An 11,350-nucleotide genomic window follows, 5' to 3' on the forward strand; every position below is an offset into this window, starting at 1 on the left:
GGCCGGGACAGTGAGGGCGGCGCGGGTGATCAGGGGACGGTCACCCGCGCCGCCGTTGTCTTCCCGCCCGTCCCCGCGCAGGCGTCCGGGGTGACGCCGGCCGTTCCACGCCGCAGGTCGTACGTCCGCCGTCCGTGATCCGACGCCGCAGTGCGCTGAGCCGCCGTCCGTGATCCGCCCGTACGACACCCACCCCCCTCCTCCACCGATGCCGGCTCAGGCCGTCGCCGAGGGCGAGCGGTCCGGGCCGCCAGACCTCCGCACAGCCCGGGACCGCCGGCGAGACCGGCACGACTCCCGTTCCCCATCCGGTTGTCCGGCGTTCGTGCCGGAGTGTCCACGGAGGCCCGCCGATGAGCAGAACACCCTGGCGCCGCAACGCACCCCCGGCCGAGTCCATCACCCGGGCGCGCACCGGCCTGACGCACGACCTGCGCGGCCGGCAGCGCCGCTACCTCGTCGCGATGCTGGTGCGCAGCGCCTGCGTGGTCGTCATGGCCGCCACCTGGAACCGCTGGCCCGTCGTCGCGGTCAGCGCCCTGGCCGGCGCGGTCGTCATCCCGTACGTCGCCGTGGTGGTCGCACAGGCCCACTGGCGCCAACAGCGCGGCACGCGGCACGCGGTGGCCCGGGTGAGGGAGGAACCCGCCCCGGCCGCCCGCGTCGTACTCGAACCGACGCTGATTCTGCCGCCGGAGCGGAACACGGCGGGCTGAGCAACGTCACGATCTCCGGTAGAGCGTTCACTTGCAGTCCATTGCAACGAGCGGGGAGAGGTTCGTTGCGTTATGCGCAAGACCATTGCAATGATTTTCCGGCTCTTACCTGCGCTGATGGCAATCGTACGCAACGAGCTCGTTGCTAGATCTATGAATGCAACGTAGCGTTTCCTTCGTCGGAAACAGCGGGCCGAAGAGGCTCGCGATACGGACGAAGGAGAGCACGATGCAGAAGTTCGACACCCCCGCCCCGGTCTCGGCCGTCCTCGACGTCCCCGCGGGACACATCCGGTTCATCGCTGCCGACCGGGGCGACACCGTGGTCGAGGTCCTGCCCGCGGACGCCTCCAAGAGCCGTGATGTGAAGGCGGCGGAGCGGATCACGGTCGCATACGGCGACGGTGTCCTGCGGATCGAGGCCCCGGAGGCGAAGAACCGGCTCCTCGGCCACTCCGGATCCGTCGAGGTGACGATCCAGCTGCCGGCCGGCTCCCGGGTCGAGGCGAAGTCGGCCCTCGCCGAACTCCGGGGCGTCGGACGCCTCGGCGACGTCACCTTCGAAGGCGCGCAGGCCACGGTCAAGCTCGACGAGACCGCGGCCGCCCGCCTCACCCTCGCCGCCGGCGACGTCTGCGTCGGCCGTCTCGGCGGACCCGCGGAGATCAGCACCCAGAAGGGCGACCTCCAGATCACCGAGGCGGTGCGCGGCACGGTCACACTGCGCACCGAGCACGGCGACATCTCGGTCGGCGCCGCCGGCGGAGTCTCCGCCTCCCTGGACGCGGGCACCGCCCACGGCCGCATCCACAACGCGCTGAAGAACACCGCCGCCACCCCCGACCTGGCCTTCCACGCCACCACCTCCTACGGCGACATCACCGCCCGCAGCCTGTGAAGGAGCACCTCTCATGACCAACTCGGCCATCGCGGCGACCGGGCTGCGCAAGTCCTACGGTGACAAGGTCGTGCTCGACGGCATCGACCTGACCGTCCCCGAAGGCACGGTCTTCTCCCTGCTCGGCCCGAACGGCGCCGGCAAGACGACCGCCGTCAAGATCCTCTCGACGCTCGTCACCGCCGACGCCGGCGAGCTGTACGTCGGCGGCCACGACCTGGCCGCCGACCCGCAGTCGGTGCGTGCCGCGATCGGTGTCACCGGCCAGTTCTCCGCCGTCGACGGGCTGATCACCGGCGAGGAGAACATGCTCCTCATGGCGGACCTGCAGCACCTGCCCAAGCGCGAGGGACGGCGGGTCGCCGCCGAGCTGCTGGAGCGCTTCGACCTCACCGAGGCGGCGAACAAGCCCGCTTCCACCTACTCCGGCGGCATGAAGCGCCGCCTGGACATCGCCATGACGCTGGTCGGCGGCCCGCGGATCATCTTCCTCGACGAGCCGACCACCGGCCTCGACCCGCGCTCGCGCCACACCATGTGGGGCATCATCCGCGAGCTGGTCACAGGCGGCGTCACCGTCTTCCTGACCACCCAGTACCTGGACGAGGCCGACGAACTCGCCGACCGCATCGCCGTCCTGAACGACGGGAAGATCGCCGCCGAAGGCACGGCCGAACAGCTCAAGCGGCTCATCCCCGGCGGACATGTCCGGCTCCGCTTCACCGACCCGGCCGCCTACCGGTCCGCCGCCTGCGCCCTGCGCGAGGCCGGCCGTGACGACGAGACGCTGTCGCTGCAGATCCCCAGCGACGGCAGCCAGCGCGAGCTGCGCTCCATCCTCGACTGGCTGGACTCGGCCGACGTCGAGGCGGACGAGCTGACCGTGCACACCCCCGACCTCGACGACGTGTTCTTCGCCCTGACCGGCGGCACCGGCGTGCCCAGCCTGCCCCGACAGCCCAAGGAGACCCCCCGATGAGCTCCCTGTCCCTCGCCGTGCGCGACTCCTCCACGATGCTGCGCCGCAACCTCCTGCACGCGCGCCGCTATCCGTCCCTCACCCTGAACCTGCTGCTCACGCCCGTCATGCTGCTGCTGCTCTTCGTCTACATCTTCGGCGACGCGATGAGCGGCGGCGCGGGCCGCTCCGACTACATCGCCTACATCGTCCCCGGCATCCTGCTGATGACCATCGGCTCCACCACCATCGGCACCGCCGTGTCCGTCTCCAACGACATGACCGAAGGCATCATCGCCCGCTTCCGCACCATGGCCATCCACCGTGGCTCCGTGCTCTTCGGACACGTCGCCGGCAGCGTCCTGCAGTGCATCCTGAGCGTGGTCCTCGTCGGCGCCGTCGGCGTGGCCATCGGCTTCCGCTCCGCGGACGCCACCGTCCTGGACTGGCTCGCGGCGTTCGGACTGCTCGTGCTGGTCGCCCTGGCGTTCACCTGGATCGCCGTGGGCATGGGGATGAGCAGCCCCAACGCCGAGGCCGCCAGCAACAACGCCATGCCCCTGATCCTCCTGCCGCTCATCTCCAGCGCCTTCGTCCCGCTGCACTCCATGCCCGGCTGGTTCCAGCCGATCGCCGAGTACCAGCCCTTCACCCCCGCCATCGAGACCCTGCGCGGCCTCCTCCTCGGCACCCACATCGGCAACAACGGGTGGATCGCCATCGCCTGGTGCGCCGGCCTGACCGTCCTCGGCCACCGCTGGTCGAAGGCACAGTTCGACCGGGACCCCAAGTAGCCGACCCGCCCGGACGCTCACGGATGCAGCGGGGGCAGCTTCCGCCGCTTCCCGCCGCCCCGGCCGTTCCTGAACGTCCGGCCGGCTCTCACCACCAGCACGGCCCCGCCGATGCCGAAGACGGCGGAACAGGCGGCGAGGATCACACCGAGTGGCTGTCGATCCCCCGTCAGAGACCCGACACCGTGCAGCAGTTGCCCCAGGCCGATCGCGATGGCGCCCCACCCCGCACGGGTGTCCGCACGCCTGCGCCGCTGATGCCGGACGAGCCACGCGCCGCTTGCCAAGAAGACGAGAGCGCCGGCACCCAGGAACACCGCGCTGATCATTCCCCACCTCCGGGTCAAAGACAGCCGGTCGATCGATGCCGCCCGGATGTCGCTGCATGACCGAGACGGCGTTGGTGCCTGGTCGGAGCGCAGCCATGCCCGCTGTCATGAGTGGGCAGATCATCGCGCCGGTCACCGGCGCGGACAAGGGAATCGGGTACGAGAGCGCGGCCGGGCTGGGCGCGTTGGGCTGACGTCCCACCGGCCGGCGGTTCGACGACATGGGGGTCGTGCCCCGGTGATGTCCTGTCGACCGGGTCGTAGCGGGTCCGGGTCAGCGGGCCGGGTCGTTCACGGCCGGCCGGCCGGCCGCTTGGCTCCCTCTGCCACCGGCTTGTTCTGCCAAGGCCGGCACATCACGAGCAAAGAGACGATCGCGAGCACCGCGCTGCCCGTCTGGACCGACGCCATCGGCACCGCCGTGCCCTTGCCCGCGATGCCGACGAGCAGCGTGGCGATCGCCCCCATGGCGAAGCACGAGGTGCCGACCAGCGCGGAGGCCGAACCCGCGGCGTGCGGGGTGCGCATCAGGGCGAGTGCGCTGGTGTTGGGCAGCACCAGCCCCAGCGCGGAGATCATGACGAAGAGGCAGCACGCGACCGGCACCGTTCCCGCGTCGCCGAAGGCGCCCGCCGTGATCAGCAGCAGCACCGTGCCGGCGGCGGCGATCACGCCGAGCCCGGCCCCGAGCGCCTTGTCCAGGCGCACCCTGCCGACCAGGAGCTTGCCGTTGATCCGGCCGACGATCATCAGGCCGAGCGAGTTGAGGCCGTAGAGCAGGGAGAAGGTCTGCGGGGAGGCGCCGTAGATCTCCTGGATGACGAACGGCGAGGCGGCGATGTACGAGAACAGCGCACCGTAGGCGAAGCCGTTCACCATCACGTACCCGGCGAAGATCCGGTCGGCGAGCAGCCCGCGCATGGTGAACAGGGCCCCGAGCACTCCGCCGCCCCGGCGCTGCTCGGCGGGCAGGGTCTCGGGCAGCCGGCGCCAGACGAGCGCGGTCAGCGCGACGCCGATCACGGCGAGGACGAGGAAGACACCCCGCCAGGCGGTGAACCGCAGCACCTGTCCGCCGAGCACGGGCGCGAGGACCGGAGCGAGGCTGGACACCAGCAGCAGCGTGGAGAAGAACCGGGCCATCTCCAGGCCGTCGTAGAGGTCGCGCACGACGGCGCGGGCGATGACGATCCCGGCGGCGCCCGCGAGGCCCTGGAGCAGCCGGAAGCCGATCAGCAGCTCGACGTTGGGCACGATCGCGCAGCTCACGGAGGCGACGACGTAGACGAGCAGCCCGACCAGCAGCGGCCGGCGCCGCCCCCACCGATCGCTCATCGGGCCGACCACGAGCTGCCCGAGCGCCATGCCGGTGAGGCACGCGGTGAGGGTCAGCTGGCCCATCGTGGCGGACGAGCCCAGGGTGTGGGTGACGTCCGGCAGGGCCGGGAGGTACATGTCCATCGACAGCGGCGGCACCGCGGACAGGGCGCCGAGCATGAAGGTGATGAGGAGCCCGGTGCGGCGCAGTCCCCTGAGCTTGTCGGTGGTGCCGCCTCTGCCCCGCGCCGGTGGCTTTGGGAACCGCTTGCTCCGTACGGTGGCTTCCTCGGCGCGAGACATTCGCCCTCCGTGTCCAGTGGTGTGGGTCTGGCGCCGATGGTGGCAGCAGGCCACTACAGAACCGGTGGGGTACGGCTTGCGTGATCCACGACGAACTCCCCAGGATGCGGCCCAATTGACGTGACCTACGTCACTTGGGGGCGCTCTTGGCGCGTGGGTGGCGACCGTGTCACTATTTCGGCACACCTCCCCTGCCCTAAAACTGATCCACGGCAGAGGACGGGGCGTCACACTCCCTATTCCGTACCGGCAAGGCCGGTTGCGCGTCGGGTGGTTGGCGCAAGTCGCCGCTCCTGCGACGACCGGACATCGTGACGGGTCCGTGGAGTTGTGCCGACCAGGCCGATGCCGTCGGCAGCTCTTGCCGCTCCCCCCACCGGTAGCCCCGTCGATCCCCGTCGGCAGCCCCCGCACGGCAACGGTGCCGTGTCCCAGGGCGCTCGCCGGCCGAAGGCCATGGCCGTGCACCGTGACCGGCCTGGTTTCCCACGGATCACCACCGGGCCCCGGCACGCCCTCCCCACCGGCCGAAGACCGAACTCCCGGGAGCGCAGGCCGAGTTGTCCCGGACCGCAGAGCGGCCGAATCTCCACGCACCGGCGCGGAAGGGCGAGCGGGCCCGTCGTCGGTTCCGCCGGTCGGCGGCCTTCGAGCCGTCCGGCTCCGGCCGTCCGGCTCTGCTACCGGCCACATGATCGCCGTCAGGAGCCTTCATGGAGCACCTAGTCCAGCATGCCGTCACCACGATCCGCGAACGCTTCTGGGAACCGCTGAGCCTCGACGAGCTGGCACGCAGCGCGATGGTCAGCAAGTACCACTTCCTGCGGGTGTTCACCCGGGTCACGGGTGTCACCCCGGGACGGTTCCTGTGCGCGGTGCGGATCCAGGAGGCCAAGCGGCTGCTCCTGATGACCTCGCTCAATGTCGCCGACATCGCGGTACGCGTCGGATACAGCAGCACGGGCAGCTTCACCCGCCGCTTCACCGAGCTGGTGGGGCTGTCCCCGACGCAGTACCGCAAGCTCTCGCTCGACGTGGCCGGCGAGACACAGGAGCCCGCGCTGCCCGAAGCCGCCCAGGCCGCGGCCGCGCCGGTGCCCGCGGCGGCCCGCTGCACCGGCTCGGTGACGGGGGCGCTGCGCACCGCCGCGGCCGTGCTCTCACCGGTCTACGTCGGCGCCTTCGACAGCACCATGCTCCAGGGCACACCCGCCTCCTGGAGCAACGCGTCCGCACCGGGACGCTTCACGCTGGCCCGCGTCCCCGCCGGCACCTGGTACATCCACGCGGTGGCCCAGGGCCGGCACCCGCAGGGCGGCGCCGAGGCGGAACTCACGCCGCTCACGGCCGTCGTGGGCCCGGTGTGGGTGAAGGGCGACACGGCGCACCACCTCGACATCACCCTCACCCCGCCGGACTGGACCCGGCCACCGATCCTGTCCGCCCTGATGGACCTCGACCCACAGCCGATGGCGGCGTGATCTTGGCCGGACGCTGTGCGCACCCAGCTCCCAGCTCCCAGCTCCCAGCTCCCAGCACATGACCAGGCAGACTCTAGAGAAAGCGGATCCAGATATGCCCAGGCTATGCAAGCCCGCGGTACAGGCGCCGGAACACGTCATCACGATGGAAGAGACCCTGGACTTCGCCGCCAAGGTCCACGCAGGAAAGCCGCAGCTGCCGCTGGCGCTCCGCCTGATCCGGAACACGGGAGTGCAGACGCGGCATATCGTCCAGCCCATCGAGCAGACGCTCAAGCACCCGGGCCTGACCGAGCGCAACCGCATCTACGAGGCCGAGTCCAAGAAGTGGACCCCCCTCGTCATCGAAGAGGCCCTGAAGAACGCCGACGTCGCGGCCCGTGACATCGACGCCATCATCTACGTGTCGTGCACCGGCTTCCTGATGCCGTCGCTGACCGCGTGGCTCATCAACAAGATGGGCTTCCGCTCCGACACCCGGCAGATACCCATCGCCCAGCTCGGCTGCGCGGCCGGCGGCGCGGCCGTCAACCGCGCCCACGACTTCTGCGTGGCCCACCCCGGCAGCAACGTCCTGATCGTCTCGGCCGAGTTCTGCTCGCTGTGCTACCAGCCGGACATGGACGACATCGGCTCGCTGCTGTCCGACGGCCTGTTCGGCGACGCGGCCGCGGCGGCCGTGGTGCGCGGCAACGGCGGTGTCGGCATCGAGCTGGAGCGCAACGCCTCCTACCTCATCCCGAACACCGAGGAGTGGATCTCCTACGCGGTGCGCGACACCGGCTTCCACTTCCAGCTCGACCGCCGGGTGCCCGGCACGATGGAGCCGCTGGCCCCGGTGCTGCGCGAGTTCGCCAAGGACCACAGCTGGGACGCCGGAAAGCTCGACTTCTACATCGTCCACGCCGGCGGTCCGCGCATCCTCGACGACCTCGCCAAGTTCCTCGAGGTCGACCGCGAGGTGTTCCGGCACAGCTGGTCGACCCTGAACGAGTACGGCAACATCGCCAGCGCCGTCGTCCTCGAGGCCGCCCGCCGCCTGTTCGAGGAGGACACCCCGGCGCCCGGCGCGACCGGTCTGATCGCGGGCTTCGGCCCCGGGATCACCGCCGAGATGGCCCTCGGCACCTGGGCCGAGACCAGCCCGCAGACCATCGACTGAGCGGCGCCCGGACAAAGGAAGCGACGAGCATGACTGACCTCATCCTCCCGGCGGGTGCGGGGCGGAAGCTGATCACCCCCGCGCAGGAGGTGACATTCAAGGCCACGCAGGCGATGGGATCCTCCGTATCGATCTTCGAGGTGGTCGTTCCGCCCGGCTTCGACGTCGGGGCACATGTGCACGGCCACTCCCAGGAGTTCTTCTACGTCCTCGACGGCGAGCTGGACCTCCTGTGCTTCGAGCCGACCGAGCGCACGAAGGACACCTGGCACAACTGGAAGTCCCCCAAGGGCGACCGCGTCGTCCGGGCGGGTGAGGGCAGCTGCATGTTCGTACCGCCCGGCACCCCGCACGCGTTCCGCAACGCCACGGACAGGCCGGCGAAGATGATCTTCCAGTGTCTGCCCTCGCCCTATCACGAGGACTACTTCGAGGAGATCGCGGAGATCTGGTCGCGCGGCACCACGGTGGACGCCGCGGCCGTGGAGGCGATGCGCAAGCGCTACGACGTCGGTCAGCTCACGCCGCTGCGCTACGACCCCCCCACCCTCGTCCCTGCCCAGTCGGCACCACAGCGCGGAGCGTGACGCACATGAGCACGAACGATTCGATCCCCCTGGTCCACGCGAGCCTGGGCGAGGAGGAACTGGCCGCCGTCGCCGAGGTGTTCGCCTCCGGCTGGCCGGCCGGCCAGGGCCCCAGGGGCAAGGCGCTCGAGGCGCAGCTCGCCGAGAAGTACGGCGTCGGCGACGCGGTCGCGGTGAGCAACTGCGGCGCCGCGCTGCACCTGGCCATGCTCGCCCTCGGCGTCAAGCCGGGTGACGAGGTCATCGTCGCCGACTACGGCTTCCCGGCGCCCGCACAGGCCGCCCTCTACGTCGGCGCCACCCCGGTCTTCGCCGACGTACGCCCCGACACCTACACCGTCGACCCGCAGGCCGTGGCCGACCTGGTCACCCCGCGCACCGTCGGCATCATCGCGGTGGACACCGTCGGCATGCCCGCCGACTACGCGGAACTGCAGGCCATCGCCGACCGCCACGGCCTGTTCCTCGTCGAGGACGCCGCCTGCGCGGTCGGGGCCACCTACCAGGGCCGCCAGGCCGGTGCGCTCGCCGAGGTGGGCTGCCTGTCCTTCCACGGCCGCAAGGGCGCCAGCAGCGGTGAGGGCGGCGCCCTGCTCGCCGCCGACCCGAAGATCGGCAAGGACGCGCGGCTGCGCTCCTCCTTCGGTATCGGCAGCATCTTCGACATGGGCAACGTCGTCGGCCTGCCCATCCCGACGTTCACCGAGATCGGCTACAACTTCAAGCTGTCCGACATCGCCGCGGCGATCCTCCAGGTGCAGCTGGGCCGGATCGACGAACTGCTGCGGCGGCGCAGTGCGGTCGCCGCGCAGTACGCCGAACTCCTCGGCGGCGACGAGCTGTTGACGCTCCCGTACGTGCCCACCGACCGCACCCACGCCTGGCAGACCTACATGGTCACGCTGGACGCGGGCGTGGACCGCGGCGCGGTCGCCACCGAGCTGCGCGCGAAGGGCGTCGGCTGCGGGCACGGCACGTTCGCGGGCCACATCCAGCCCGTGTTCGAGGCCAAGCAGAAGTGCCCGGTCTCGCTGGACCTCGCCGAGCGCCAGCTCGCCATACCCATGCACGCCGAGCTGACCCAGGACCAGGTCGCGACGGTCGCGCGGATTCTGCGCGGCGCCGTCCGCACCCACGCGAGCACCGGCCGGCGCGCCGCGTAGCGTGCACCGAAGGAGACAGTCCCCATGAAGGGCTCCACAGCCTACACATCGATACTCAAGCGCGGCCTGCACATCGGCCTTCTGCCGGAGATGGCCGCGGCCGTGAACCCGTCGACGCCGATCGCCTTGGACCACGACCTGGGCGTCCTGCCCGAGGCGGGACGGCGCCTGACGGTCGCCCAGTACGCCGAGCACGTCGACGACCTGGCCGCCCGCCTGTGGGCGGCCGGTGTCCGGCCCGACGAGCGCGTCGTCATCTACAAGACGGCCAACGCCGACCACTGGATGCTCGCCGCAGCGGTGTCCCGCATCGGCGCGGTCGTCGTGAACCTGTCGCCGGCCCTGGACGCCACGACCGTCGGCGTCCTCATCGAACGGGTCGGCCGGCCGACCCTGCTCACCGACGGGGACAAGCTCGACGTCCTCGCCGAGGTGCCGCTGGCGGACCTCACCGAGCGGGTGATCACCTCGGCCGGCGACCGGCCCGGTGCCCTCTCGCTCGGCGAACTCGCCGGCGCCCCGCGGGTCAGGCCGGTGGTCCGGCCGATCGACGAGGCCGCCGTCATCACGCACACCTCCGGCACCACCGGGATCCCCAAGCTCGTGGTGCACACCGCCCGCACCCAGGGCCTGCGCCTCATCCCGCAGTGGCGGCTGCTCGGCCTGATGCGCAGGAAGGAGACCGTCGCCATCCATGTGCCCTTCGTGCACTCGCGGATGGTCGCTGCGATGTCGCTCGCGCTGCTGCGGGAGTACCCGGTCCTGCTGCTGCGGGAGACGGACCCGGCCGTCGTCGCCGAGCACTTCCTGGAGCACCGTCCGGCCCTCGTCGAGGCGCTGCCCAACTCGCTGATGGAGTGGGAGGGGCTCACCGAGGACCCGCGGATGCCGTTCGCGTCGGTGAAGGTCTTCAGCAGCACCTTCGACGCGATCCACCCGGGCACGATGAGCAAGCTGCTCAAGGCGTCCGGCCGGCGCGGGGCGCTGTTCTTCCAGATCTACGGCCAGAGCGAGGTCGGCCCCGCGGTCGGCCGCGCCTACTTCCGCCACTCCGCCCACAAGGCGAACGGGCGCTGCGTCGGCTGGGCCATGCCGGTGGGCGCGGCGAAGGTGCGCGTCGTCAGCCGCGACGGCAAGCGGCCCACGGAGCAGAACCCGGGCCGTATCGAGGTCGCCTGGCCGGGCCTGGCCAAGACGTACTTCGGCGAGCAGGAGCGCTACGACAGCAACCGCAAGGGCCAGTGGTGGGGGACCGGGGACGTCGGTTACTTCACCCGGTTCGGCTGTCTGCACATGCTCGACCGGGAGGTCGACATGATCCCCGGGGTGAAGAGCTCCCTGGAGATCGAGGACGTCGTCCTGAGCAAGCTGGGCGAGCTGAGTGAGCTGGTCGTGGTGCAGGGCCCGAACGCCGAGGCGGTCCCGGTCGTCTGCACCGTCGACGACAAGCCGCTGGACCTCGGCCGCTGGCGCGCCGCGGTCGCCGCGTTCCCGCAGCTCGCCGACCCCGTCCAGATCCCGCAGTCCGAACTGCCCCGGACGGCCACGTTGAAGGTCCAGCGGCTGGCTCTGGCCCGCCGGTTCGCCCAGCACACTGAGGAGCAGGCATGACACCGCAGGCCACACTCGCCCGGCTGCGTGA

General features: G+C 70.9%; 11 protein-coding genes and 1 pseudogene. 10 read left to right on the forward strand and 2 right to left on the reverse strand.

Translation table 11 applies throughout. The annotated features are described in order from the left end of the window. The first annotated feature begins 353 nt into the window (after positions 1 to 353). The 4 genes from ADK64_RS35630 to ADK64_RS35645 all read left to right on the forward strand — a co-directional run bounded on the left by ADK64_RS35630 (position 354) and on the right by ADK64_RS35645 (position 3,366). Entirely contained in the window at positions 354 to 716 is a 363-nt protein-coding gene (locus ADK64_RS35630) for a DUF3099 domain-containing protein (protein WP_053666123.1), read from the forward strand. Positions 717 to 945: 229 nt separating this feature from the next. Then, positions 946 to 1,614 carry a DUF4097 family beta strand repeat-containing protein gene (locus tag ADK64_RS35635; RefSeq protein WP_053666125.1) on the forward strand — a complete coding sequence of 223 codons (669 nt, stop codon included), beginning with the start codon at positions 946 to 948 and terminating at the stop codon, positions 1,612 to 1,614. Between the two features lie 13 nt (positions 1,615 to 1,627). After that, positions 1,628 to 2,593 (forward strand): ATP-binding cassette domain-containing protein, encoded by a 966-nt coding sequence (locus tag ADK64_RS35640; RefSeq protein ID WP_053666127.1) that lies wholly within the window; start codon positions 1,628 to 1,630, stop codon positions 2,591 to 2,593. Beyond that, a complete protein-coding gene (locus ADK64_RS35645; RefSeq protein WP_053666129.1) occupies positions 2,590 to 3,366 on the forward strand; it encodes an ABC transporter permease in 777 nt (258 codons plus the stop codon). The genes ADK64_RS35640 and ADK64_RS35645 overlap by 4 nt, the downstream gene beginning before the upstream one ends. 17 nt (positions 3,367 to 3,383) lie before the next feature. Here ADK64_RS35645 and ADK64_RS35650 read toward each other — a convergent pair whose 3' ends face one another. Further along, positions 3,384 to 3,695 carry a hypothetical protein gene (locus tag ADK64_RS35650; RefSeq protein WP_053666131.1) on the reverse strand — a complete coding sequence of 104 codons (312 nt, stop codon included), beginning with the start codon at positions 3,693 to 3,695 and terminating at the stop codon, positions 3,384 to 3,386. A 107-nt stretch (positions 3,696 to 3,802) separates the two neighbouring features. On the opposite strand from ADK64_RS35650, the pseudogene ADK64_RS45475 reads away from it, so the two are divergent. After that, positions 3,803 to 3,886: pseudogene (locus ADK64_RS45475) on the forward strand (dehydrogenase); the annotation flags it as partial. 100 nt (positions 3,887 to 3,986) lie between these two features. On the opposite strand, the gene ADK64_RS35655 reads toward ADK64_RS45475, so the two are convergent. Further along, positions 3,987 to 5,315, reverse strand: a complete 1,329-nt coding sequence (locus ADK64_RS35655; RefSeq protein WP_078993037.1) for a multidrug effflux MFS transporter — start codon at positions 5,313 to 5,315, stop codon at positions 3,987 to 3,989. A 713-nt stretch (positions 5,316 to 6,028) separates the two neighbouring features. Here ADK64_RS35655 and ADK64_RS35660 point away from each other — a divergent pair. The 5 genes from ADK64_RS35660 (at position 6,029) to ADK64_RS35680 (ending at position 11,319) form a co-directional block, all read left to right on the forward strand. Next, a complete protein-coding gene (locus tag ADK64_RS35660) occupies positions 6,029 to 6,796 on the forward strand; it encodes a helix-turn-helix transcriptional regulator (protein WP_053666133.1) in 768 nt (255 codons plus the stop codon). A gap of 145 nt (positions 6,797 to 6,941) precedes the next feature. Beyond that, the gene (locus ADK64_RS35665; RefSeq protein ID WP_053666135.1) at positions 6,942 to 7,958 is read left to right on the forward strand and encodes a type III polyketide synthase; all 1,017 of its coding nucleotides are present in this window, start codon (positions 6,942 to 6,944) and stop codon (positions 7,956 to 7,958) included. 29 nt (positions 7,959 to 7,987) lie between these two features. Next, positions 7,988 to 8,545, forward strand: a complete 558-nt coding sequence (locus ADK64_RS35670) for a cupin domain-containing protein (protein ID WP_053666137.1) — start codon at positions 7,988 to 7,990, stop codon at positions 8,543 to 8,545. Between the two features lie 5 nt (positions 8,546 to 8,550). After that, positions 8,551 to 9,708 (forward strand): DegT/DnrJ/EryC1/StrS family aminotransferase, encoded by a 1,158-nt coding sequence (locus tag ADK64_RS35675; protein WP_053666139.1) that lies wholly within the window; start codon positions 8,551 to 8,553, stop codon positions 9,706 to 9,708. A 24-nt stretch (positions 9,709 to 9,732) separates the two neighbouring features. Further along, entirely contained in the window at positions 9,733 to 11,319 is a 1,587-nt protein-coding gene (locus tag ADK64_RS35680) for a class I adenylate-forming enzyme family protein (protein ID WP_053666141.1), read from the forward strand. Positions 11,320 to 11,350 lie beyond the last annotated feature (31 nt).

It is taken from the genome of Streptomyces sp. MMG1121 (assembly GCF_001280015.1).
In the GTDB taxonomy this organism is placed as follows: domain Bacteria; phylum Actinomycetota; class Actinomycetes; order Streptomycetales; family Streptomycetaceae; genus Streptomyces.